Source organism: Streptosporangium sp. NPDC049248, assembly GCF_040678965.1.
GTDB lineage: Bacteria > Actinomycetota > Actinomycetes > Streptosporangiales > Streptosporangiaceae > Streptosporangium > Streptosporangium fukuiense.
In genome coordinates this window covers 251688-275101 of sequence record NZ_JBFAQY010000008.1, presented here as the reverse complement: position 1 = coordinate 275101, position 23414 = coordinate 251688, and the positions used below count along the sequence as shown (strand labels likewise).

Sequence of the window (23414 nt, the reverse complement as noted above, 5' to 3'; positions counted from 1 at the left end):
CGCGAGAACGCTCCCACACAGCACGGCGCCCCGGCACAGTGGCATGGGCACACGACGTTTCCCCGGGCACGGTGCCACGGACGCACGGCGTTCCACTCGGCGCGGTGCCATGGGCGCACGGCGTGCCACTCAGCACAGTGACGCGAACGCGCGACGTTCCGCCCGGCGCGGTGGCGTGATGGCCAGGTTCAACGTCACGCTGCCCACCCGGAGCACCGCCCGGCCGGTGCTGCCCGGCTTCGTCACCGACGTACGGCCCGCCCGCTCGGATCCGGCGGGACCGACGGGCCGGGCCGCCGAGCTGGCGGGGCTGTCCGGCGCGCTGCTGCCCTTCGATCCCGAGGGGCAGGAGTCGCTGGTGCTGGCCGCCGGGGTGCTGCGCGACTCACGCCACCTGCGGGTGATCGCGGAGTTCCACCCGGGCATCGCCACCCCGGTCTACCTGGCCAAGCTCTCGGCCTCGCTGCAACGCTTCTCCGCCGACCGGCTCGGCTGGCGGCTCGCGGTGGACCTCGACCCGGCGGTGGCCAGGGCCCAGGGGGACTTCCGCACCGGAGCCGACCGGTACGCACGAGCCGAGGAGTTCCTCACCGTCGCCAAGGGCGTCTGGCAGGGGGACTTCGAGTACCGGGGCCGCTTCTACCAGGTGGCCGGGGGCGGCTTCGCGGCCCCGCTCTCCGGACGGGTCTTCCCGACCGTCTACCTCGGCGGCACCTCGCCGGAGGCGCTTGAGCTCTCCGCCCGCCACGCCGACGTGCACGTCTTCTCACCGCAGGACGACCTGGAGGCCCTGACCGCGCGACTGCCCGGCGTGGCGTACGGTCTGCGACTGCCGGTGCTGGCCCGCGAGGACGACGACGAGGCGCTGGCGGCGGCTCGCCGTACCGGCTTCACCGGGCTGACCGGCGGCTACGCCGCCGTGGCCGCCGCGATCGGGGAGTACGCCGACCGGGGCGTCTCGGAGTTCTTCCTTGAGGCCGGGCCACGCCCTGAGGAGACCTACCGGCTGGGCGAGCACCTGCTGCCGCTGTTGAAGGAGAGCACCCGTGTCGGTTGACATCTACTGGCGCATCCACATGGAGGGCGACCAGCCCTCGCTGCGCCGCAGGGGCGGCAGCCGCGGCGGCTTCGCCGACCTGCCGGGCGCCCTCGCGCCGGGAGTCAGGGACGGCGCCCCCGACGGCTACAGCCATGCCGACTACATGGCCGAGGTGGCCAGGGCGGCCGAGGACTCCGGCTTCGTCGGCGGGCTGCTGCCGTCCTTCCCGCACACCGACGACCCGTGGGCCGCGGCGGCCACCCTGGCCCGGGAGACCCGCTCCTACCGGTTCATGATCGCCTTCCAGCCGGGGTTCCTGCACCCGGTCCAGGCGGCCCGGATGACCGCCACCCTGCAGCGGGCCACCGGCGGGCGGGTGGTCTACAACGTCATCTCCGGCGGCGGCGGACCCGCGCAGCTCTGGTGGGGCGACCGGATCGACCACGACGACCGCTACGCGCGCACCTCGGAGTTCCTCGACGTGCTCAAGGGCGTGTGGCACGGCTCCCACACCCACCACGGCCGCTTCTACCAGGTGGAGAACGCGAGCCTGCCCGAGGAACTGGCCGGGCAGCCGTTCCCGGAGATCTTCTTCTCCGGCTCCTCCCCCGCCGCGATCGCCGCCGCCGGGCGGCACGCCGACCACTACCTGTCCTGGCTGGAGCCGTACCCCGCGCTGGCGGAGAAGTTCGACCTGGTCCGCGCGCACAGCGACACCCCGCCGAAGTTCGCGGTCCGGGTGGACGTGCTCGCCCGCGAGACCGAGGAGGAGGCGTGGGACGAGCTCCGCCGGGGCTGGGCGGCCAGGGTGCCCCGCGACTCCGGCGGGGAGTCCGGCTCCGGCTCCGACACCGGTTCCGGCGACTCGGTCGGTGTGCGGCGCAGCCGGTCCTTCCTCGCCTCGGCCGGCGGGGACCTCCGCGACCTGGAGGTCTCGCCCAACATCTGGGGCGGGTTCGGCGAGTTGCGCGACGGCCCCGCCTTCGGCCTGGTCGGCGACTACCACCAGGTCGCCGAACGGCTCGACGAACTGATCGGGCTCGGCGTGGACGCCCTCATCCTCGCCGGAGTCCCACACCTGGAAGAAGCCCATCGGGTGGGCACGCACGTGCTCCCCCTGCTGAAAGGACGGTCCTGATGACCACCCGAGTCGGATATTTCCCCCAGAACAACTCGCTCTGGGTGCTACGCCACCGGGGGCTTCCCGACGTGGAGTGGGTGAATCTGCGCTCCCTGCCGACCGGTGAGCGGGTCGACCCCACCCGGGCGCTGCCGTCGGTGCACAGCGACCACCTGTTCGACGGCGGCTACGACTTCATCGGCACCGGCGCCACACCCCCGGTGACCGCCCAGGCCAAGGGGCACGACGTCGTCTACGTCGCGATCTCCGAACCCCGGATCGAGAACGGCCGCCTGGTCGTCCTCGACGACTCGCCGATCCGGAGCCTGACGGACCTGAAGGGCAAGAGGATCGCCCTCGGGCACGGCTCTTGGCAGACCACGCTGCTGCTGCTCGCCCTGGAGCGGGTCGGCCTCGGCTGGAGCGACATCGTCCCGGTCGACGCCTACGGCGACGCCGCCGAGCTGTTCCTGTCCGGCGAGGTCGACGCGTGGGTGGGCTCCTACCCCTACCTCACCGGGGTCGAGCAGCGGGCGTCCGTCCGGGAACTGGTCGCCACCGACGGCCTGTTCAGCCACCGCTCCCTGTGGTTCACCCGCCGCGACTTCGCCCTCGAACAGCCCGAGGAGCTGGCCAGGATCGTCTCCGCGCTCCAGGAGTCCGACGAGTGGACCCGGCAGAACCCCCGCGCGGCGGCGGAGCTGTTCGCCAAGGACGACGGTGGCGACCTGGACGCCTGGGAGCACGCGCTGCGCACCCGCCCGTGGGGCCTGCACCCGATCAGCGAGGAGTTCGTCGCCGAGCAGCAGCACGTCGCCGACCTCTTCCACGCCAACGGGCTGATCGAGAAGAGGATCACCGTCACCGACGCGGTACTCCCCGAACTCGGCAAGCTGGTCACAGGCTGACCGTCCGGTGTGATCCCGCAGCCGGTGCATCACCGGCCGGCTGATGCGGCCCCGTGCGGCCTTCCTCACCTGCTCTGAGCATCGGGAAGGCCGCCCTGACGGTCCCGGTTTCCCGGCCGCGGGATCGCAGTCCATACCGGACATCAGGCGAGCAGGTCGCCTGCACGGAACCGGGCGGATGCCATGAACGCCGCCTCGATGACGGAGGAGGACCGGAGGAACGCTCCTTCTCGGGCACGGGACCCTTTTTCCATGGATGCCTCCTCACGGACTCCGGAGAACGGAACCAGTTCCGCGCAGTCGACGGCGCGGGACGCGTCGGACTCCGAGTGGGAGATCCCCCAGGCGGCCCAGACCGTCTTGCCGATCCCACCCGGCACCGGAACGACGCCCCACCGGTCGGCCAGCGCCTCCACGATCGCGAGCCCCCGGCCGTGCGAGGCGTCCTCGCCCAGGCTGAGCTTGCGGGGCCGTTCGGAGCCGTGATCGGTGACCCGTACGCAGACTCCCTGGGCCATCCCCCAGAGCGAGAGCCGGATCGGTTTCTCGCCGTACAGCGTGGCGTTCGCCACCAACTCGCCGACCACCAGCACCGCGTCGTCGGCGAACTCCGGCGGCAGGCCCCAGACGGTGAGGGTGTCGCGGGTCATCCGGCGGGCCTCGCCGACGGTCGCCGGATCACGGGGAATGTCCCAGCAGACGGTCCGGAGTCCGTCGGGGGTGCCTGCGATCATCGGATCTCCTTGCCAGTGCCGGTGGGATTCCGTTTGTCGGTGAGATTCCGGCCGCCTTGGGGGTTCTGGCTGTCGTTGGGGTTCCGGCTGTCGTTGGGGTTCCGGCACCATATGCACGCCGGGCGGCTGCTCGGGTGACGGCACCGTCGCCGGTTCGGTGACCTCGCTCTCGCGCATCAGCGCGCACAACTCCTCGGCCGTACGCGCCTCGACGACCAGGGGCCCGGGAACCTGCCCGGCGGCGATGGCGTAGAACCGGCGCCCGCCCACCCCGTACATGACCAGCCAGCCCGCCTCGGCCCGATCCAGCCGGGCCGCGACCTCCCGCTGCTCGCGGTCCCACTGCCGTGGGCCCCGCTGATCGACGGGCCCTCCCCGCCGATGCCGCCCGCTCACGCCGCTTTCCCCTGCCGCAGCATGCCCGGGTACGCCCTCCACCCGCCGTCCGGCGGCCTGCCTCGCCCGTACGACGAGAGCGATCCGGACTCCGCCGGCCTGGCCTGACCGGGTGCCGCCCGCATCTCCCCCGGCGGACGCACCGAGGCCGAGCCGGACAGGCGCCCCGCGAACCCCAGCCGCCACCACTCCGCCAGCCTCGCCCGGAACTGCGCGGGAGTCGGCCGCTCGTAGCCGTGCGCCTGCCGGTGCGGCAGGCATCGATCATCGTGCGCGTACGGCGAATGCCCACACCACCGACACCCCAACGGGGCAGGCGGCCGGTCACCACTGAAGCGCATCCGGATGACCCGGATCGCCCTTGTAAAATCGAGCACGGGATTGGACCTCCAGCGTCCGGTTCAAGAGGCCGTCACGGTGTTTGCCGCACCGTGGCGGCCTCGACTCGTTTTTCGGGTCTGCCAGGGGAAAAAGGGGAACACGTTTTGGCGATTACCTGGAGCAGACGGAGGGGTCACGGCCAACAGCAGGTAGTGCCAATTACTCAATAAAGTGCAATCTGGACATATTTGCGCAGGAATTTAGGACAATAGCCCTCATTGTCATATTGGGCTCGCCGCCCAGCCCCGAACCCATTAGCATGCCGGCACAGTGACACGAGGATCACAATGCGTAGATAAAATCAAGACGAATTATCTGATTTGTTCCACAGAACCGTCACCGGCAGTTCACGGAGAAGGCCCAAAATGACAAGCAACAGCCCCACGGTCAAACGTCGGAAACTCTCCCAAACGCTCCGACAGCTCCGAAAGGAAGCCGGATTCTCGGTGACCGAGGCGGGCAGGCGGCTGGAGTGGGACGCGTCAAAGGTGTCCCGGATGGAGCGCAACGAGTGGCGACTCCCGAGCGTCCACGACATTCGCCTACTGCTCGACCTGTACGGCATCACCGACGAGGACCGGCGCGAGGCGATGATCACTCTCGCCAGGGAGTCACGGCAGCGCGGTTGGTGGGAGAAGTACCAGGACGTCTTCCGTGGCAGCCTGCCCGATTTCGAATCGGGTGCCAGTTCCATCCGCACCTGGCAGATCTTGCTGATCCCAGGGCTGCTCCAGACGGAGGGATACATAAGAGCACTGTGGCGAGCCGCTCGGGTTCTCGACGAAACGCTCGTCGAGCGCCACGTCCAGGCGAGACTCACGCGTCAGGAGATCCTTTTCCGGGAGAACCCGCCAACCTTGCTGGCGCTCATCGACGAGGCCGCACTGCGCAAGTCGATCGGCGGTGCCGAGGTGATGCGTGAGCAGATCAGCCACCTCATCGAGATGGCCGCCAGGCCAAACATCACCATCCGGATCGTTCCCGACTCCGCCGGTGCGCATCCAGCCCTGGAGGGTTCGTTTGTCATTCTGGATTTCCCCAGCGACCCGAGCCTCATCTACACCGTGACCGCTACGGAAAGCCTCTGGCTTGAACAGCCATTGGAATATCAGCGATATACCATTATTTTGGACTATGTGATAGGGCTGGCTCTGTCGCCAGACGAGTCGGTCCAACACATGGCGAAGCTCGTGGAGCAACTCAAGGGATAGGTGAAAAAGTGGACAAGAGCCCCTCGAATCTCATCTGGCGCAAGAGCAGCCTCAGCGGAACCAACAACGATGACTGCGTCGAGGTGGCCAACCTGCCCGGCGGTGGCCGAGCCGTACGAGACAGCAAGAACCCCAACGGACCCATGCTGAACTGCACCTTCAATGAGTGGCGCGCGTTCATCGGCGGTGTGAAGAACGGCGAGTTCGACCAGAGGTAGTCGGCCAGGCATGGAACCCGCCAAGTGCCATGGATGTGATCAACACGCTCGGCGAGGAGGCTGTTGCGCAAGTCCCCGCAAGTTCGTTGCTTGCCGAGCTGTGATCAGGCAGACCGCCGTCAAAGGATGACGAGGTGCAATTATTTGTCTTCGGTGAGCGCCTGGGTGAACGTGTCCGGCGTCGAGAAGACGGTCGCCCGGGAGAGTGGCCAGAAGATCGCCACGGCGCGGCCGATCACGTCGGCCTCCGCGATCGTCCCCTCGCCTTCCTGCTCCTCGTGGCCGTGGGAGTCCTGAGAGGCCGAGCGGTGGTCGCCCATGACCCACAGGCGGCCCTCGGGAACGACCTTCTCGAACTCCTCCCCCGAGGGGAAGTCATCGGGATGCAGGTAGCCTTTCTCGTCGAGCGGGACCCGTTCACGGTGATCCTCTTCTTGGTGTCGCAGCACTTGACGGTGTCGCCGCCGATCGCGATGACCCGCTTGATGGTGTCCTCGCCGTTCCAGCCCTTGAAGACCACCAGGTCGCCGCGCCCGGTCGCACCGTGCAGCTTGTCGACGACCACGCCGTCGCCCTCGCGCAGGGTGTTCTCCATGGACTCCGACGGGATCCAGAACAGCCGGAAGACGAAGACCTGCAGCAGCACCGCCACCACGACGCCGCAGACCAGCTCGGCCACGTCGACGACAGAGCCGGGTTTCGAGCTTCGGCGCCTCTGGCGAACTCATCGCCGTTACGCGCCACCAGCCGTTGACCGGCGGGTTGCCTCCACGGAGGTGGCGTATGAGTTTCCCCAGCCAGTGGGCGTGGCGCCGTGAAACGAGGACCGTGCTGCCGCAGTGAGAGCGCTAACCTCTTCGCTCGCTGGATCTTCTGGAGCCGTTCGCTCGTTTGGGAGTGTCGGGCCCCGCGGGGTTCCCGGAACCGCGCTTTGCCGGGGGTCTTTCGGAGTCATCGGCCTTCGAAGCGCCTGAACCCTTGGGAGGCATGGTCCGGCGCCTCAGCTCACCCATCACACTGAGCACGATCGTCATCAGCACGACCCCGGCCACCGAGATCCAGAGAACGGCGAGTGATTTCAGCCCCCCCGGCTCTCTGGCCTCGAACACGCCCAAGGGATCCACCAGCATCTCGACCGGCGCCCCGATCTCCAGTTGCGGCTCGTACCGGTTCTTCTTGATCACCTCTTCAAAGAGTCGACCATCCGGCCCCCTCAGGACGTACCGGTAATGGCTCCTGTGTGACTTCCGGCCCTCGACCCACGTCCGCTCCGCCACGGTCGTGGTCACCGGTTCACCGAAGGTGTTCAGGTAGTAGTCGCCCGGTAGGAACATGCCGATCAACAGCAGTACGGCGAGAAACGGAAATGTCCCCCAGACCGCCCAGGGGACGTCCTCGGAGATTCCAATCAGCGCCACCAGGGCACAGCCGACCAGGGCTAGGCCGAGCACAACGCCCAGAAACGACCATCCTGAGCCGAGGGCGAAGATGATGCCGATGAGCCACCAGGAGGCGGCTGTCGCCACGAGGAACAGCACCCCCCTCCCGACGACCCGCCACCAACCTGCCCGTAAAGCCGCCTCTGTTGCCACGGGGCAGATCATGACAACAGAGGCAGGGCCGTGACGTCACTCGCAAGAGTGACCGGCACATCACCAGAGGATTAGACCCGACCGGGAGGGCAGACCGTTCGGGCTGTTCACCGGCCCCGGCGGCCTCCGTTACCAAAGCCCCACATCGATGACCTCATCCTGCTGCTAAGGCGCGGCAGACTCTCTAAGATCAATTCCAGACGAATACCGAAGAATCGGGAGAAAGTGTGGAAGATCAGGCTACGCCGGTCGGGATTGACCCGAACGTGCCCAACGTCGCCCGGATGTATGACTACTACCTGGACGGCAAGGACAACTACGCCGCCGACCGGGCCGCAGCCGAGCAGATTCTGAAGCTCTTCCCCGAGACCCGCGACTCCGCGAAGGAGAATCGGGCGTTCCTCTCACGTGCCGTACGCCACCTGGTCGAGTCGGGCATCCGTCAGATCGTGGACCTGGGCTCCGGGCTGCCCACCCGGGGCAACACACACGAGATCGCGCACGCGGTCGCACCCGACACCCGCGTGGTCTACGTGGACTACGACCCCGTCGTGTGCGTGCACAGCCGGGCACTCCTGGCGAAAGGCGACAACGTCACCATCGTGCAGGCCGACGCGCGTGCCCCGGAGACGCTGCTGGCCGAGCTGCGCGAGCACGTCGACTTCAGCCGGCCCGTGGCGTTCCTGCTGCTGGCCATCCTGCACTTCATCCCGGACGAGAACCCCGACGGCGCGGGCGCCTACCAGATCATCCAGCGGCTGCACGAGGCGAGCGCGCCGGGCAGCCACCTCGTTCTCAGCCATGCGATCGACGCCAAGCCCGACACCACGCCGGAGGCTCTGGAGATCTACAACCGGTCCACCGAGGCGCTGAGCCTGCGTACGCACGCGGAGATCGCCCGCTTCTTCGACGGCTACGAGTTGCTCGAACCCGGCCTGGTGTTCCCCAAGGACTGGCGCCCTGTCGATCCGCCCCTGTTCAACGCGCGGAACACCTCGATCGGCTACGTCGGAGTGGGCCGAAAGCCCTCCTGACCCTCGCGATGCGTCGGGCGAGAGCACGAGCCTCCCGCCCGGTTACCTCGTCGGCCACGAAAGATCATTCCTGTGTTCGGACGGCATGGTCGCGGATTCGCCTGTGCGTCTCGGCGTCCTCGGGAGAGGTGGCGAGCGCGGCGATGTCCTCGGCCGCCGGAGCACCATCGGGCCGAGAGGGAGTGGCGGGTCGCCCCGCCACTCCCTCTCGAACCGTGCCTGCCGCTCGCCGCGTGGGGCCTGAAAGGCCTGCGCCCCCGGGAGTTCATCCGTTCAACAATGAATCCCAGATCTCTGCCGAATAATTCTTTTACCGTAATCACGGGTTTGAAATAAAGAGTCCGTTTTGTGTGCTTTTGTCAGTGAATGTCGGGTATCACTCTCCCGCTGAGAATGTCGCGGTCCCGTGCCGGCCTCGGTCGGCACGACGGCACCGCTTGATCGGCAAAGGAGATGAGCACCATGTCCAACCGAATCCTTCAGGCGATCGCAATCGGCGCGACGAGTGTCGCGCTGATCGGCGGCGCGGCGGGCATGGCGGGTGCGACCCCGACCGACCCGGAGGCGGCAGTGGCCAGCCCCTCGTACACCGCGACCCCATCCCCGAACAAGCCATGCCAGAAAGACAAGGACTGCAAGAAGGGTTACAAGGACGGGTACAAGGCCGGCAAGAGCTCCTGCAAGAGCGGCGAGGCCCAGGGCAGAAGCGGCGGTCAAGGCTCTGGCGGTTTCGGGGAGTATGAGCGCGGATTCGATCTGGGATACGACCACGCCCGCGCCCGGTACTGCTAGGGACAGCTAGCACCAAGGAAAAGGGCATGGAGCCAAAAGCCTCCATGCCCTTTTCTCCTGGCGGAACAGCCCGCTCAACCGGCGGAGGTGAGCAGCGGCAGCTTCCGTACGCCGGTCATGTTGGGGCTCGGCAGGAAGAGCGGTGGCTCGTCCGGGTCGGTGCGCAGGTGGGGGAAGCGGTCGAGCAGGATGTCGAGCGCGACCCTGCCCTCCAGGCGGGCCAGCGGCGCGCCGAGGCAGAAGTGGATTCCCCGGCCGAGGCCGAGATGGGGGTTGGGGTCACGGCTCGGGTCGAAGACGTCGGGGTCGGCGAACTGCCGGGGGTCGCGGTTGGCCGCCGCGATCCACACCATGAGCAACTGGTCGGCGGGCACCTGCTGCCCGCCGAACTCGACGTCGACGTTGGTGACCCTGCTCAGGGCCGCGAACGGGCTGAAGAAGCGCAGGGACTCCTCGATCACGGCGGGTAGCGTCGATCGGTCCGCGCGGGCACGGGCCAGTTGCTCGGGCTGGGCGTCCAGGCAGAGCACGGTGTTGCCGAGCAGCATGGTGGTGGTGATGTGCCCGGCTATCAGCAGGATGTTGGCGAAGTTCACCACCTCGGCCTGGCTGAGCCGCTCACCGTCCACCTCCGCCTCGACGAGCTGGGTGAGCAGGTCGGCGCGCGGCCGAAGCCGACGCTCCGCGGCGTGCTCGCCGAGGTAGTCGCTCAGGTGCTTGGCCTGCTCCATGACGAACTCCAGGTTGCGCTCCTGCTCCTCGCTCCGGTTGACCAGCGAGAACCGCTGGGACCCCTCGAACATTTTGTCCACCCACTGCTTGAACAGGTAGCGGTCGGAGCCGGGCACCCCGAGCAGTTCCGCGATGACGATGACCGGCAGCGGGTAGGCGAGGTCGGCCACCAGCTCCAGCCGGCCCGTGTCCGCCGCCGTGTCGAGCAGTTCGTTGGTCAGCGCGGCGATGCGCGGTTCGAGGTCGGCGACGACCTTCGGGGTGAAGGCGTGGCTGACGAGCTTGCGAAGCTTGCTGTGCATGGGCGGATCCAACTGCGTCAGGCTGCGCTCGGCCGGCCTGGCGATCTCGGGCACCATACGGCTGGTATCGGAGGAGAAAGTCTTCGGATCGCCGAGAATCCGCAGTGCCTCGGGGTAGCCGTAGACGTTCCACATCCCGGTGCCGGCGTCGAAGCTCACCGGCTGGTCCGGCCGCCTTCCGCGTAGCCAGAAGTGCCCCTCGTGCAGGCCCCATGTGTCGGCGATGGTGGTCATGGCGTGCCTTTCTGGTCGGGACGGGTCCGGCATCAGCCGGGCTCGCGCGTTTTCTCGTACGCGTAGATCCAGGTGCGGTAGGGCGGGACCAGGTCCTCGAAGACGGCGACGACCGCCGCGCGGCTCGGGCGGTTCGAAGGCGTTCCGGACGGCGCACACGGGCGACTCGGCCCTGGCGCGCACGTCCGGTCGGACGGCCGGCGGATCCGAGCTCTCGGTCGAGAGGCTCCTCGACGTAGGAGATGGCCTCACGCGGCGGCACGGCCTCGGACGGCTGCCGCTTCGTGCGCCGGTGCGGGTGGACCGTGCCCTCGCCGATGCCGGCGAGCCGGGCGATGTCCTCGATCGTCACCTTGCGGTAGCCGAGGCGCACGAGCGGTTCGCCCGCGGCGTCGAGGATCCGGTCGACGCGACCGGCGGCCTGCCCTGGTCGTTCCGTCATCCTTGGAACTCTCACTCTGACTTCATGACCGATTATGAGATCTGGTCAACAAGCCGGAGAGTAAACCTCCGTCGGGGCGAGGACAATCCCGGGTCGGCGTGGCGACGTCCGCGAACGGCATCGACACGTGACCCTGGCCGCGTGGCCTGCCCGGCGTCATCGCTCCCGACGAACCCGGCGGTCGTCGTCACGATGCCCCGGGTCATGGGGCGGCCACACAGCCCGTGTCACTGGGCGGTCATGCCGCCGTCGATGGCCAGCGCCGCGCCGGTGATGAACGGCGCCTCGTCGCTGAGCAGGAACGCGGCGAACGCGGCGACGTCCTGGGCCGCGCCGACCTGCCCCGTCGGGATCAGGCTCTTGAGGTAGACCTCGAACGAGGGTTCGGCGGCGACGGCGTCCCGATACAGCGGCGTGTCGATGAGGCCGGTCACCAACGCGTTCACCCGGATGCCCTCTTTGGCCATTTCGAGCGCGACCGACTTCGTGAGCCCGATGACACCGTGCTTCGCGGCGACATACGCGTGCATGAGCGGATTGCCGACCACGCCGCCGGCCGAGGCGTTGTTGACGATGGAACCACCACCTGAGGCGAGAATCGCCGGAACCTCGTACCTCAGGCTGTAATAAAGGCTCGTCAGGTTCAGGTCGATCGTCGCCTTCCAGAACTCCGTCTCCATCGTGTGGACCGATGAGATGGTGTCGCCACCCCCGGCATTGTTGAACGCACCGTCCAACCTCCCGAACGTGTCCACAGCCGTGGCGACGAGGGCGGCCACCTCCTCCTCGACGGTCATGTCCGTCGGCACGAACAGCGCCGTGCCGCCATCCGCGACGATGCCGGCGGCCACCTCTTCGCCCCGCGCCTTGTCGCGGGCGGCCAGGACGACCGTGCCGCCTTCCGAGGCGATCCGTTCGGCCGCCGCACGACCCATTCCAGCGGTACCACCGGTGACGATAATCACCTTGGAGGAAAAACGGCCAGTCATGTTTGCTCCCAAATTTTTCCGCCGCTGCCGGGCGGCATTCGGGCCCAATTCTAGCCCGGCTAAAATAACGGCTTAACTTCGACCATTACCGTTGGGAGTCATGTATCAATTGGCGGCCGGGGAGATCTACCACCTCGTGGCTCCGGCCGGGGAACCGCATTGGGGTGCCGTCGGCGAACGTGTCACCGAGCCCTGATGAGCAACAGACCACGGTCCACGGCCTGCGCCGAAGGCCAGGACGACTCCGGCCGGTCACCCCCCTTCCCTTCCGGATGGGAACTCCGCCCGGCCCGCACACCCCGCGTGATCCCCTGGGCCAGGGCCGCGAACGCCACCGCACCCGTCCGCCGCTCAGGGAGGGATCACGCCCGGTACGCGGGTCTCAGCGGAGTTCGGGCACCGACTCGACGAGGGTGACCAGGCCCCGCTCGTCGAGGAGGTCGACCGGACGGACCGTCTCGCCCCGCAGGACGTAGTGGAAGGCCGCGCCCACCTCCTCCAGGGGGACGGCGGCCAGGTGGGACCAGGCCAGCCGGTAGGCGGCGAGCTGGACGGAGGCGGCGGCCTCGGCCTTCCTGCCCCTGGGGCGCCGGCCGGTCTTCCAGTCGACGACCTCGTAGCGCCCTTCGGAGATCTGGAAGACGGCGTCCATCCGGCCGCGGACCACCCGGTCGGCGATCACCGTTTCGAAGGGGACCTCGACGTCGAGCGGTTCCCTGTCCGCCCACTCGCTCTCCTCGAAGCGGTCGCGCAGCTCGTCGAGATGGGCGTCGGTCTCCTCGAAGTCGTCGGACGCGCCGGGCAGCTCGAACTCGTCCATCAGCCGCTGCTGGCCCCAGCGCCCCTCCAGCCAGCGGTGGAAGGAGGTGCCCCGGCGGGCCAGCGGCGCGGGCTTCTTGGGCACCGGGCGGCGGATCTGCCTGGCCAGCGCCTTGGGGTCGGAGGCCAGCGTGACGAGGGAGGAGACGGTCAGGTGGGTGGGCAGCTCCACCCTGCCGCCACCGCGCCGCCGGTTCGTCTCCCGCTCCCTGAGCAGGAGCTCGATGTCACGCTCCCAGGCCTTCGCCCGCTCCCTGTCCCACCCCCGCAGCTCGGCCGCCGGCACCGGCCGCCGCTCCCCTGGCTCGGCAGTCTCGGCTGTCTCGGCTGTCTCGGCACCGGAATCGGCCCGGTCGCTCCGCCGGATGTCCGCTCCGGGAAACCCCCCGGGAAACTCCTGCGGATCGCCGGGGAAGGGCACATCGCCGTTCTCCGCCCCCTCGGGAACGGGCCCGCGGTCGTCCGGACCGGGAACCTCCTCATCCGGCAGGTCTTCGGGGAAGAACGCGTCCTCGTCCCACGGATCTTCGGGGAAGGGCACCTCCTCGTCCTGAGGGGCTTCCGGAAAGGGGACATCCTCGGAAGCGTCAGGGAGGGGGACATCCCCGGAAGGACCGGGAGCGGGCCCCTCGGCGAGGGCCGCGAGGGCGGCCTCCACCATGGTGGCGCCGTCCAGAACGGCGGCGTAGCGGGCATCGTCCGGCTCGATCGGCCACCGGGCCTCGGCCGGCTCGGCGAGGAGCGGGTTGGTGGCGCCCTCCTCCATCTCCGGGGCCCAGAAGGCCACCCTGCCGCAGGTCTCACGGATCTCCAGCAGGAAGTCCGACGGCTCCAGCGGCTTGGAGGCGGTGCCCCAGCGGTAGCCGGAGGCGATCAGCAGGTAGTGGGCACGGGTGACGGCGACGTACGCCAGGCGGCGCTCCTCAAGCAGGTCGCGGTCGCGGCAGCGCTCGTCGAAGTCGGCCAGCTCCTCCTTGGCCAGCCCGGCCAGCCCAGGCAGGTCGGAGGCGTCCCCGCGGAGCTGATAGGGCAGCTTGCGAGGGTTCTCCGTCCACCTCGGGCTGGTCGTGGAACGGGCCGGGAACACGGTGCCGACGGTGAGCGTCCCGGCCTTCGACAGCGCCTGGGAGAGGCCGGGCACCACTACGACCGGCCATTCCAGCCCCTTGGAGGCATGGACCGTCATCAGCTTCACGCTGTTGCTCTCGCCCACTCGCCCGGCGTCCAGGCCGTTCTCCTCCTCGTCCGCCGCCTTCAGGAACGCCAGGAACGCGCCCAGCGTGGGATCCTCGGAGTCTCCGGCGAACCGGGCGGCGGCGTCCAGGAAGGCGTCGAGGTCGGCGCGGGCGGCGAACGGGCCGACGGCCGTCCCCCTGGCCGCCACCTCGATGTCCAGGCCGAGCCTGCGCTCGATCTCCAGGATCAGGTCGGGCAGCGGCTGGCCGGTGTGGGCGCGCAGCAGGCGCAACTCCTGGGCCATGGCGACCAGCCGCACCCTCGCCAGCGGGGAGAACAGATCCTGCCAGGCGGGACGGTCGGGCAGCTCGTCGAGCGCGTCGACCAGGCTGCCGCGCTCCTCTGCCATGTCGGCCACGACCTGGTCCAGCGGGTCGGCCACCGGCGACGCGCCCTCGCGGGTCTCCCGGTTCAGCTCACGGGCCCGCTCGCCCAGTTCCTTGAGGTCGGCGGGGCCGATCCGCCAGCGGGGACCGGAGAGCAGTCGCACCAGGGCGTCCCCCGCGCTCGGGTCGTAGATCACGCGCAGGGTGGAGACGATGTCGGCGATCTCGGGTACGAGGAGCAGGCCGCCCAGGCCGACGACCTCGACCGGGATGCCGCGCTCCTCCAGGGCCTTGCGGAGCGCGGGAAACTGCGAGCGCTTCCGTGCCAGGATCGCCACGTCGTGCGGCTGGAGCGACTGCGGCCCGCCCCACATGCTCTGCTTGGCCTTCTTACGCTCGCCGTCGCCCCACGGCATGCCGTCGGGCGCGCTCTCGACGCCCAGCACCCTGGCGATCTCCAGGGCGGCCCAGCGTGCCTCGTCGTCCGCGGTCTCGTGGAAGGCGCACATCACCCGGCCACGCTCGACCCGGTTCTTACCGGGCACCAGGACCGGTACCTCCCTGGCCTCCATCCGGAGCGGCAGCTGGAGCCGGGCGGCGACGTCCAGCACGGCGTCGCCGTTGCGGAAGCTGACCGACAGGCGGTTGACGGGCGCGGGCTCCCCCGAGGCGGTCCTGAAGTCACGGGGGAATCGGGTGAGGTTGCCCGCCGAGGCGCCCCGCCAGCCGTAGATGGACTGGCAGGGGTCGCCCACCGCCGTCACCGGGTGGCCGCCGCCGAACAGGGCGCGGAGCAGGACGAGCTGGGCGTGGCTGGTGTCCTGGTACTCGTCCAGCAGGACCACGGCGAACCGCCCGCGCTCGATCTCGCCGACGTCGGCGTGCCGGTCGGCGATCCGGGCGGCCAGCGCCATCTGGTCACCGTGGTCGACCACCTCCCGCCCGCGCTTGAGGCGGTCGTACGCCTCGACCAGCGGCAGCAGCTGCTCCCTGGCCCGCTGGGTGACCAGCGGTCTGCGCTGGTCCTTGGTCGGGGTGCCGGGCAGCTCGGCGAACCGCTGGGCGAGTCTGGTGCCGACGTCGCGCACGTCCTGCGGGGTGCGCAGGTGCTCGGCCAGCTCACCGGCCAGTTCGAGCACCGCCCGGGTGACGGTCGCCGGGCTCCACTCGACCTGCTCCATCGGCCCGTCGTACGCGCTGACCACCCGGCTGGCGAGTTGCCAGGAGACGGCCGGGGAGATCAGGCGCATGGTCGGCTCCAGCGCCTCGCGCAGGGCGTGCTCGGTGACCAGGCGGGCCGCGTAGGCGTGGTACGTCGAGATGGTCGGCTCGCCCTCCATCAGCTCCGCCGGCACCTGCCCGACCTCGACGAGCCCGTTGAGCCTCTCGCGCACCCGCGCGGCCAGCTCCGCGGCGGCCTTCCTGGTGAAGGTCAGGCCGAGCACCTGTTCGGGGCGGAGCAGCCCGTTGGCGACCAGCCAGACGACGCGCCCGGCCATGGTCTCGCTCTTGCCCGACCCGGCCCCGGCCATCACGACCATCGGTTCGAGCCCGGCCTCGATCACGGCCGCCTGCTCCGGGGTCGGCGGCAGGATGCCCAGCTTGGCGGCAAGCTGAACCGGGCTCAGCACGCGGCGGCCCCGGTGGAGGTGGCACGGCCCCGGCGCCGGGGAGCGGCACGGACGTCCCCAAGGCGCCCTGCGCCCAGGCGGTTCAGCACACCTGGTCTCCGTTCTTGCTGACCGGGCAGCTCGACCGTACGGCGCAGGTGCGGCAGCCGTCGTTGACCTTGGCCTGGAAGAACGGCCCCGACATGCCGACGGCGACGGTGTCGACCATGTCCCGGGCCCAGCCGGGCTCGGGGTCGTCGGACAGGGGAGGCTGCGTCTGCTCCTTGGCCTTCTTCTTACCCGCCGCGTCGCCCACCTGGACCAGGGCCGCGCCGCCCGGCTCGGTCAGGCCGTGCCGCTGGAAGGCGCCCAGCAGCGCGGCGAGCTGGTAGACGCCCAGCTGGGGGTGGCGTTCGAGCTCGGTGTCCTTGGCGCCGGTCTTGCCGGTCTTGATGTCGATGATCACGGCTCGGCCCTCACCGTCGCGCTCGACCCGGTCGACCCGGCCCTTGATCTGCACCCCCTCGGAGACCATGGCCGTGAACGCCTCCTCCAGGCCGACCAGCGTCCGGGGGTTGTTCTCGTGCCAGGCGACGAATTTGGAGATCATCTCCTCGGCGACCGCGCGCTGCTTGCGGTTGTACCAGACACCGCCGAAGTCGAGCTCGTTCCAGACCTCGTCCAGGCGCTTGCCGAGGGTCTCCTCGGTGGGCATGCCGGTCGCGGCGAGGACCGCCAGCGCGTGCACGACGGTGCCCAGACCTCGGGCCGCGTCGGTGCCGCCCGCGCCCACCGAGGTCTCCAGCAGCCAGCGCAGGCCGCACTTGCTGAAGCTCTCCACCGCCGAGGGCGAGACGCGCACGACGTCGTCGGGCCAGCTCAGCGGGCGGTCGTCGGAGATGGGGGTGAGGGCGTACCAGTCGTTGGGGTGGGCGCCGGGCACTCCCGCGGCGGCGAGCCTGGCCAGGTGCTCGGCCGCCGCCCTGCGCAGCGGTTCCGGTCTGGTGGAGTCGGTGACCGCCGACCGCAGGTCGGCCACCAGTGCGGACATGCTCAGCCAGCGGGACCGCTCGTCGACGCCCGCCTCCTCGGTCGAGCCGGGCACCAACTCGGTGAGGAAGCGGGAAGGCCGCTCCTCGGTGTCGTCGCCGCCCACGGCGGTGACGATGAGCCTGCTTCTGGCCCTGGTGGCCGCCACGTAGAACAGGCGACGTTCCTCGGCCAGCAGCTGGGAGGCGAGCGCGGCGGAGACGGCCGCCGGGTTCTCGTGCTCGGAACCCTCGGCCCTGGCGACCATGTCGTCGGTGCTCAGGATGGACCCGCGCAGCCGCAGATCCGGCCAGGCACCCTCCTGGACCCCGGCGACGACCACCACGTCCCACTCCAGGCCCTTGGAGCGGTGCGCGGTGAGGATGCGGACCTTGTCTCCGTCGGGAGCCCGAGCGGCCAGGGAGTCGCCGGGAATCTCCTGGGCGACCAGGTCCTCGACGAACACGTCCACCCCGGCGTGCGGGAGCCGGTCGACGAACCTGGCCGTGTGGTCGAAGAGCGCCACGACGGCGTCGAGGTCGCGGTCGGCCATGGTGCCCCTGACCCCGCCCCTGAGGCTGACGTCCGTCCATTTCCCGGCCAGCCCGGTGGCCTGCCAGACGGTCCACAGCACGTCCTCCGCGGTACCGCCCTGCCGTACGGCCTCGGTGGCGGCGGAGATGAGGCCGGCGACCCGCTCGGCGGGCAGCGCCACGTGCGGCTCCACCCGCACCAGTTCCCGCGCGTCCTTCAACGCGGCGACCAGCAGCTCTCCCGAGGAACGGGGGCCGGGGGCCTCGCGCTCCAGGCCGAGATCCACATCGAGATCCACATCGAGAGCCGCGTCGCGATCCGCCTGCTCGGCCTCCTCCTGTTCGGCGGGGTGGGCCAGCGCCTCGTGCTCGGCGATCCGCAGGGCGCGGCGGAGGCGGCGTACACCGATCATGTCGGTGCCGCCGAGCGCGCCGGTCAGCAGTTCCTCCGCCACCCCCTCATCGAGGGTCTCCGGGTGCAGCGCCACCTGGATGAGCCTGATCAGCGGCCGCACGCCCGGCTCCTGGAAGAGCGGCACCTCGCCGCCGCCGACCACGACCGGCACCCCGGCGGTGACCAGGGCGCGGCGCAGCAGCGGCACCTGACGGGTCGCGGAGCGGACCAGCACCGCCATCCGCGACCAGGGGACCCCGTCGAGCAGGTGCGCCCTGCGGAGCGTGTCGGCCACGATCGCCGCCTCCTGAGGTGCCCCGTCGGCCACCAGCACCCGTACGTCACCGGGGTCGGCGTCCGGCAGGGCGCGCAGGTCGCGGTGGGCGGCCCCGCCTGGGGTGGCGGGCAGCCGGGTGGTGACGCGGCGGGTGGCCCGCAGCAGGTTCCGGCCGCTGCGACGGCAGACGCGCAGCGCGACGACGGGAGCCTTCGCGCCGCCGGCGTCGCGGAACCGGTCGGTGAAATTCATGATCCCTCGGACGTCGGCGCCGCGGAAACCGTAGATCGACTGGTCGGGGTCGCCGACCGCGACCAGGTCGCGTCCCTCCCCCGCCAGCTGCTGGAGCAGGAACTCCTGGGCGGGGTCGGTGTCCTGGTACTCGTCGACGAAGACGGCGTCGTACGCCGATCGCTCGCGGTCGCGCACCTCGGGGTCGGAGAGCAGCGCCCCCGCCGCCCGGATCAGCTCCGCGTAGTCGAGCACCGGTTCGAGATCGAGGTCGAACCTGGCCTGGTAGCGGTCCGCGAACCTGCCGGCGGCCACCCAGTCGGGGCGGCCGTGGCGGCGGCCCAGCTCGACCAGCTCCGGCCCGTCGAGGCCGCGTTCGGCGGCGCGGGCCAGGAAGTCGCGGAGCTCGGAGGCGAAGCCGCGCGTCTTGAGCGCCTCGTGCATGTCCTGCGGCCAGTGCACGGCACCGTCCTCCAGCTCGCCGTGGAGCAGGCGGCGGATCTCCAGGAGCTGCTCGGGGCCGGTCAGCAGGCGCGGCGGCACCCCTCCGGCGATCACCGCCTCGCGACGGAGCAGCGCGTAGGCGTAGCTGTGGAAGGTGAGGGAGAGCGGAGTGCGGGTGGTACGGCGCATCCGGGCCGTGATGCGCTCGCGCAACTCCTCGGCCGCCTTGCGGCTGAAGGTGAGGACGAGCACCCGCTCGGGGTCGACGCCCCGGCGCTCGATCCGGTCCACGACGGTCTCCACGATCGTGGTGGTCTTGCCGGTGCCCGGCCCGGCGAGCACGAGCAGCGGGCCGCTCTGGTGGGCCACCACCGCCCGCTGGTGCTCGTCCAGCACAGGGGCAACAGCTCTCCCCGCACCCTCACGACGTACCAGCCGCCAGTCCTGACCACTCACAACTCGCCATTCCACCAGATCCCGGACGATGATCGTGCCGAGTCGGCGGGTACGGCATGGCGGATTGTCGGCCCCGCCGGGTGGGCCACGGGCGGGGCCGGGGACGGCCGATGACCAGAGCGAGGCGCTGACCTGCGCCGGAGTAGTCCCGGGACGGGTTCAGGGGCCGGGCGGCCGATCCCGGGGGCCGCCCGCAAGCCGCCCCCGGGAACCGCTCAGGAGAAGAAGACGTGGTCGACGAGCCTGGCCGTCGCCTTGCCGTCGTCGCGGGGCGCGTAGGTGCGCTGGAAGAGGTCGTACCGCTCGGCGTGGGCGGCGGTCACCTCGTCGATCGACCGCAGTGCCTTGATGACCTCGGCCCCGGTGGAGAGCAGTGGGCCGGGCGCCTCCGCGGCCAGGTCGAGGTACATGCCCCGCTTGGACGAGTAGCGCTGCAGGTCGTGCGTGAAGAAGAGCATCGGCCTGCCGGTCGCCGCGAAGTCGAACATGACCGACGAGTAGTCCGTGATCAGCACATCGGCGATCAGCAGCAGATCCGTAATATCGGGATATGTCGTGACATCGCGTCCGAGGCCGGCGGGCACGTTGGGCGCCGCCTGCATCGAGTGCGCCCTGATCAGGAACTCGTGGCCGGGGCCGAGCACCCGGTGCGCCTCGGCCAGGTCCAGGCGGATCGAGGCGTTCTTGCGGTCGTAGTCGCGGTAGGTCGGCGCGTAGAGCACCACCCTCGCCCCCTCGGCGATGCCGAGCCTGGCGCGCATCCGCGCCGCCATCTCGTCGCGGTCGGGGGCCACCAGCACATCGTTGCGCGGGTAGCCGCTCTCCAGGACCTCGCCCTGGTAGCCGAAAGCCTTGCGCAGCACCCGGGTCGCCCAGGGGCTCTGGGAGACCAGCAGGTCCCAGCCGCGCACCTCGACCGCCTGCCGGTGCCAGGCCGGCGGCCTGGGGTCACGGGACATGTGCGGCAGGTCGTTGCCCAGGCGCTTGACCGGGGTGCCGTGCCAGGTCTGCACGACCGTCTGGTCCTCTCGCGCCCGGAACCAGGGCGGCAGGAAGCCGTTGGTCACCACGTACCGCGAGCGGGCCAGCACCGCGTAGTGCTCACGGCTGCCCGCGCGCACCACGGTCGGCCCCTCGCCCTCGCCGAAACCGAGCTCGGCGGGGCCCGGAGGGGTGAACGCGCCGTCCTTGACCACCCAGATGTGCTCTCCGGCGTCGCCGCGCCGCACGCGCTCCTCGTAGATCGCGCGGACGTTGCCCTCGTACTGCCGTCCGTCGTAGGCGACGTAGACGATCGCGTCGTTCAGCTCGCGGGTCCGCTCCGCGGGGTAGAAACCGCGGCGCAGCGCGTACAGGCCACCGGCGCCCTTCTCGTCGTCGGGACGGTGCTCGGCGACGGAGAGCACCGGGATGTCGAAGCGGGTGGAGATCAGGCGGTACTCGCGGCCGTCACGGATCTTCGTGTCCTCGTTCAGATCGTCGAGGATGGCGTGGTCGACGCGGAACGGGACGATCTGGCCGGCCGGGTCGCGGACCGCCATGCTCCAGGTGCCGCTGCCCAGCGGGACCGTGTCCCCGAAACGGGGCATCGCGGCGGCCGCGACCCGCACCGTGAAACGGGAGCCCTCCCGCTCCAGGGGGATGGCGTGGATCAGTCCGCTGCGGTGCTTGAGGGTCAGCTCGGCCGTGCCGGAGCCCGGGTAGGAACCCTCCAGGACGAGCACGCCCTGCTCGTCCCAGGTCGCGGCGGTGATGACCGGGCGGATCCGGTGCGCGGAGACGCTCACCCGGTCACGCCGGTCACGCAGCACGGTGATCTCACGATCCCCGACGACCGTACGGCTCTCCTCCGCCTTGCCGATCATGACGGAGGCCGCGGGATCGCCCTTTGGCTCGATCCAGAGACGGCCGCCGTCGCGTTCCTGCAGCAGGGACGCCACGGCGAGCGGTACGACGACCGCGGTGCCGCCGTCGACGGGGGTGAAGTCCGCGGCGATCCGGTGGCCGTCCAGCCTGGCGTGCCCCCTGCTCGCCTCCTTGCCCGGCAGGAAGACCTGGACCTCCAGCCGCTCGCCGTCCAGCTTCACGCCGGTCAGCTCGGCCCTGGTGGGCTGTAGCACCACCTGGAGTGCCCGGTCGGAGGTCCAGACGGGGCGGATCCACCAACCCCCGCCGAGGTCAAGCCCCGAGGGACGCTCGGTACGGCCGGTGGAGGGGCCGCGCAGCAGGCCGACGGCGCGGGCACCCCGGCTCCAGATCACGATCTCGGCGCGCCAGGTGGTGGTGTCCTGCACGGTGGCGCGGCGGCGCAGCAGACGCTTGCCGCCGCGCACGACGGCCCGCACCGCGGAACGCCAGCGCAGCGGCCACGGGCTCAGCTCGGCGGTGAACCCGGACCAGTCGTAGTTGCAGCCGGCCTCTTCCGCGCCGTAGGTCGCCTCGGGATGGAAGACCCTCCGGGTGCGCAGCCGCACCGGCGGCAGCCAGCGCGGGCCGCGCAGCACCACCGTGGCCCTGTTGAAGCGGCGGCTGCGCACCGACAGCCCGGCCAGATAGGCATGGCCGCTGACGTGCAGCCGCCCGCCGGACCAGGAGACGTCCTCGATCTGGGTCATCGGGATGAGATCCGCGGCCCGCAGCCGGAACAGGGCCTCGGGCAGCTCGTCCTGGAGCGGCAGGTCCGCGTACCAGCGGAGTTTCTTGCGGACGCGCCTGGACGGCTCCGCGGCGGCGGCCACGAGCTTCTGCAGCGCGTCGCCGTCCGCGAGGTCGTCGATCTCGCGGTGCTCGATCAGGTGAAAGGCGATCCTGCGGGCGACCGGCAGGTCCCGCTTGGCCCTCGCGTCCACACCGGTCACGTACGGCTTCAGGACCGTGACGAACTCGCGGCGCCGCGCGGCGCCGCGCTTGGCGGCGATGTCCAGCCTGGAGCCCAGCGGCCCGGCCAGCGCGTCGGCGTCGAAACGACGGCGCTCATGCGGTTTCAGCCCGTCGGCCAGCACCGCGGCCATGATCGAGTCGAGTGGTTCTCCCCGGTCGCAGAGATCCTGGACAACCCGAAGACGGTCGACGACGGGGTCGCCGCCGGCTCGTGCGGGGGTGGCACCGATGGCCATGGGGGAAGCACCGCCTTTCGGACAGAGCGCTGTCCTAGGCCATGTTAGTGCGCCGCGGCAGGGCCGGTTACGCGGTGAATTAAGGGTTCCCGGGATTTACAGGCTTTTGTGATCTAAGGCTTTCCATCCCATCTGGCCTCCCGCATATCGGCCCGGGCGCCCCTCAGCGGGGTCCGCTCCTCGCGCCAGTTCACCAGGCATCGCTGCTCGTGGCCGGGTGGCGGGGTGCCGTCGGCGTGCACGACGCGCCACCAGGGCACGCCCCCACCCCAGGTGGACATCACCCTGCCGACCTGGCGCGGGCCGCCCTCGCCGAGATACTCGGCGATGTCGCCGTAGGACATCACCATGCCGGCCGGAATGCGCTCGACCAGATCCAGCACCCGCTCGGCGTACGGGGTGGGATGGCCTACTGGCTCCATACCGTCGGTCCGGCCGAGAGGATTTCGTCGAGCTTGCCGAACTCGTAGGCCACCGAGCCGTTTAACTGCTCGACCAGACCGCCACGGATCGCGTAGGACTCGCCGTCCTCGCCGACCAGCCGTGCTCCCAGCAGAGCGGACACGCGTGCCAGCTGGGCCACCTGCCAGTCCGATCCGGGGGCGCCGGACAGGCGGCCGTTCCATATCGCTATGGCATGAACCGCGCCGTTGTGGCGGGCCAGGACCTCCCCCGACTCCTGCGACCCTCTGAACTCGAACCCCGCCTGCCCCAGCACAGTCGCGAGTTCCGCGAAGGCGAGAGGCGCAGGGCGCTCCACGCGCAACTCGTACCCCATAACGCGGGAGAATAGCGAACCTTCCGGGTTTCCCGGAGTGC

The 23414-nt window shown here is 70.2% G+C and carries 17 protein-coding genes and 2 pseudogenes; 7 read left to right on the top strand and 12 right to left on the bottom strand.

Annotation, left to right across the window (positions count from 1 at the left end; all coding sequences use genetic code 11):
• Window positions 1–178: 178 nt before the first annotated feature.
• The 3 genes from AB0K21_RS18090 to AB0K21_RS18080 are packed head-to-tail and all read left to right on the top strand — an operon-like array spanning window position 179 to window position 3067.
• On the top strand, window positions 179–1057 hold the full coding sequence (locus tag AB0K21_RS18090; RefSeq protein ID WP_364151180.1) for an LLM class flavin-dependent oxidoreductase: 879 nt from the start codon (window positions 179–181) through the stop codon (window positions 1055–1057).
• Entirely contained in the window at window positions 1047–2177 is a 1131-nt protein-coding gene (locus AB0K21_RS18085) for an LLM class flavin-dependent oxidoreductase (protein ID WP_343977362.1), read from the top strand. Before AB0K21_RS18090 ends, AB0K21_RS18085 begins: the two co-directional genes overlap by 11 nt.
• Complete coding sequence (locus AB0K21_RS18080) at window positions 2177–3067, top strand: ABC transporter substrate-binding protein (RefSeq protein ID WP_343977365.1); 891 nt, start codon at window positions 2177–2179, stop codon at window positions 3065–3067. Before AB0K21_RS18085 ends, AB0K21_RS18080 begins: the two co-directional genes overlap by 1 nt.
• A 143-nt stretch (window positions 3068–3210) precedes the next feature.
• Here the strand turns inward: AB0K21_RS18080 and AB0K21_RS18075 are convergent, their stop codons facing one another.
• The gene (locus AB0K21_RS18075) at window positions 3211–4197 is read right to left on the bottom strand and encodes an ATP-binding protein (protein WP_364151175.1); all 987 of its coding nucleotides are present in this window, start codon (window positions 4195–4197) and stop codon (window positions 3211–3213) included.
• Window positions 4194–4574, bottom strand: coding sequence for a hypothetical protein (locus AB0K21_RS18070; RefSeq protein ID WP_364151172.1), 381 nt, complete (start codon window positions 4572–4574; stop codon window positions 4194–4196). The genes AB0K21_RS18075 and AB0K21_RS18070 overlap by 4 nt, the downstream gene beginning before the upstream one ends.
• A 369-nt stretch (window positions 4575–4943) precedes the next feature.
• Between AB0K21_RS18070 and AB0K21_RS18065 the strand changes: the two genes are divergently transcribed.
• Both AB0K21_RS18065 and AB0K21_RS18060 read left to right on the top strand, forming a co-directional pair.
• The gene (locus AB0K21_RS18065; RefSeq protein ID WP_364151169.1) at window positions 4944–5789 is read left to right on the top strand and encodes a helix-turn-helix transcriptional regulator; all 846 of its coding nucleotides are present in this window, start codon (window positions 4944–4946) and stop codon (window positions 5787–5789) included.
• An 8-nt stretch (window positions 5790–5797) separates the two neighbouring features.
• A complete protein-coding gene (locus AB0K21_RS18060) occupies window positions 5798–6007 on the top strand; it encodes a DUF397 domain-containing protein (RefSeq protein ID WP_364151166.1) in 210 nt (69 codons plus the stop codon).
• Window positions 6008–6147: 140 nt separating this feature from the next.
• On the opposite strand, the pseudogene lepB reads toward AB0K21_RS18060, so the two are convergent.
• Together lepB and AB0K21_RS18050 are read right to left on the bottom strand one after the other, a co-directional pair.
• Window positions 6148–6653: pseudogene (gene lepB / locus AB0K21_RS18055) on the bottom strand (signal peptidase I).
• A 202-nt stretch (window positions 6654–6855) separates the two neighbouring features.
• Window positions 6856–7599, bottom strand: coding sequence for a hypothetical protein (locus AB0K21_RS18050; protein WP_364151163.1), 744 nt, complete (start codon window positions 7597–7599; stop codon window positions 6856–6858).
• 227 nt (window positions 7600–7826) lie between these two features.
• Here AB0K21_RS18050 and AB0K21_RS18045 point away from each other — a divergent pair, with 227 nt between their 5' ends.
• Both AB0K21_RS18045 and AB0K21_RS18040 read left to right on the top strand, forming a co-directional pair.
• A complete protein-coding gene (locus AB0K21_RS18045; RefSeq protein ID WP_364151160.1) occupies window positions 7827–8633 on the top strand; it encodes an SAM-dependent methyltransferase in 807 nt (268 codons plus the stop codon).
• A 453-nt stretch (window positions 8634–9086) separates the two neighbouring features.
• On the top strand, window positions 9087–9425 hold the full coding sequence (locus tag AB0K21_RS18040; protein WP_364151157.1) for a hypothetical protein: 339 nt from the start codon (window positions 9087–9089) through the stop codon (window positions 9423–9425).
• 74 nt (window positions 9426–9499) lie between these two features.
• Here the strand turns inward: AB0K21_RS18040 and AB0K21_RS18035 are convergent, their stop codons facing one another.
• From AB0K21_RS18035 to AB0K21_RS18000, 8 genes and pseudogenes are all read right to left on the bottom strand, one after another.
• A complete protein-coding gene (locus tag AB0K21_RS18035) occupies window positions 9500–10693 on the bottom strand; it encodes a cytochrome P450 (protein ID WP_364151154.1) in 1194 nt (397 codons plus the stop codon).
• A 289-nt stretch (window positions 10694–10982) separates the two neighbouring features.
• Window positions 10983–11135, bottom strand: a pseudogene (locus AB0K21_RS18030) (TetR family transcriptional regulator); the annotation flags it as partial.
• A 227-nt stretch (window positions 11136–11362) separates the two neighbouring features.
• On the bottom strand, window positions 11363–12136 hold the full coding sequence (locus AB0K21_RS18025; protein ID WP_343977395.1) for an SDR family oxidoreductase: 774 nt from the start codon (window positions 12134–12136) through the stop codon (window positions 11363–11365).
• 370 nt (window positions 12137–12506) lie between these two features.
• On the bottom strand, window positions 12507–16136 hold the full coding sequence (locus tag AB0K21_RS18020; RefSeq protein WP_343977399.1) for a UvrD-helicase domain-containing protein: 3630 nt from the start codon (window positions 16134–16136) through the stop codon (window positions 12507–12509).
• An 82-nt stretch (window positions 16137–16218) separates the two neighbouring features.
• Window positions 16219–19419, bottom strand: coding sequence for an ATP-dependent DNA helicase (locus AB0K21_RS18015; RefSeq protein WP_364151242.1), 3201 nt, complete (start codon window positions 19417–19419; stop codon window positions 16219–16221).
• Between the two features lie 275 nt (window positions 19420–19694).
• Complete coding sequence (locus AB0K21_RS18010; RefSeq protein ID WP_364151149.1) at window positions 19695–22595, bottom strand: CDP-glycerol glycerophosphotransferase family protein; 2901 nt, start codon at window positions 22593–22595, stop codon at window positions 19695–19697.
• Window positions 22596–22708: 113 nt separating this feature from the next.
• The gene (locus AB0K21_RS18005) at window positions 22709–23017 is read right to left on the bottom strand and encodes an MGMT family protein (protein WP_343977407.1); all 309 of its coding nucleotides are present in this window, start codon (window positions 23015–23017) and stop codon (window positions 22709–22711) included.
• A complete protein-coding gene (locus AB0K21_RS18000; protein ID WP_343977409.1) occupies window positions 23005–23355 on the bottom strand; it encodes a hypothetical protein in 351 nt (116 codons plus the stop codon). The genes AB0K21_RS18005 and AB0K21_RS18000 overlap by 13 nt, the downstream gene beginning before the upstream one ends.
• Between the last annotated feature and the right edge of the window lie 59 nt (window positions 23356–23414).

Excerpts from the sequence above, each read along its gene's own strand:
- AB0K21_RS18090 (WP_364151180.1), top strand. The coding sequence starts at position 179 with ATGGCCAGGTTCAACGTCACGCTGCCCACCCGGAGCACCGCCCGGCCG.
- AB0K21_RS18080 (WP_343977365.1), top strand. The coding sequence starts at position 2,177 with ATGACCACCCGAGTCGGATATTTCCCCCAGAACAACTCGCTCTGGGTG.
- AB0K21_RS18065 (WP_364151169.1), top strand. The coding sequence starts at position 4,944 with ATGACAAGCAACAGCCCCACGGTCAAACGTCGGAAACTCTCCCAAACG.
- AB0K21_RS18040 (WP_364151157.1), top strand. The coding sequence starts at position 9,087 with ATGAGCACCATGTCCAACCGAATCCTTCAGGCGATCGCAATCGGCGCG.
- AB0K21_RS18035 (WP_364151154.1), bottom strand. The coding sequence starts at position 10,693 with ATGACCACCATCGCCGACACATGGGGCCTGCACGAGGGGCACTTCTGG.
- AB0K21_RS18010 (WP_364151149.1), bottom strand. The coding sequence starts at position 22,595 with ATGGCCATCGGTGCCACCCCCGCACGAGCCGGCGGCGACCCCGTCGTC.
- AB0K21_RS18005 (WP_343977407.1), bottom strand. The coding sequence starts at position 23,017 with ATGGAGCCAGTAGGCCATCCCACCCCGTACGCCGAGCGGGTGCTGGAT.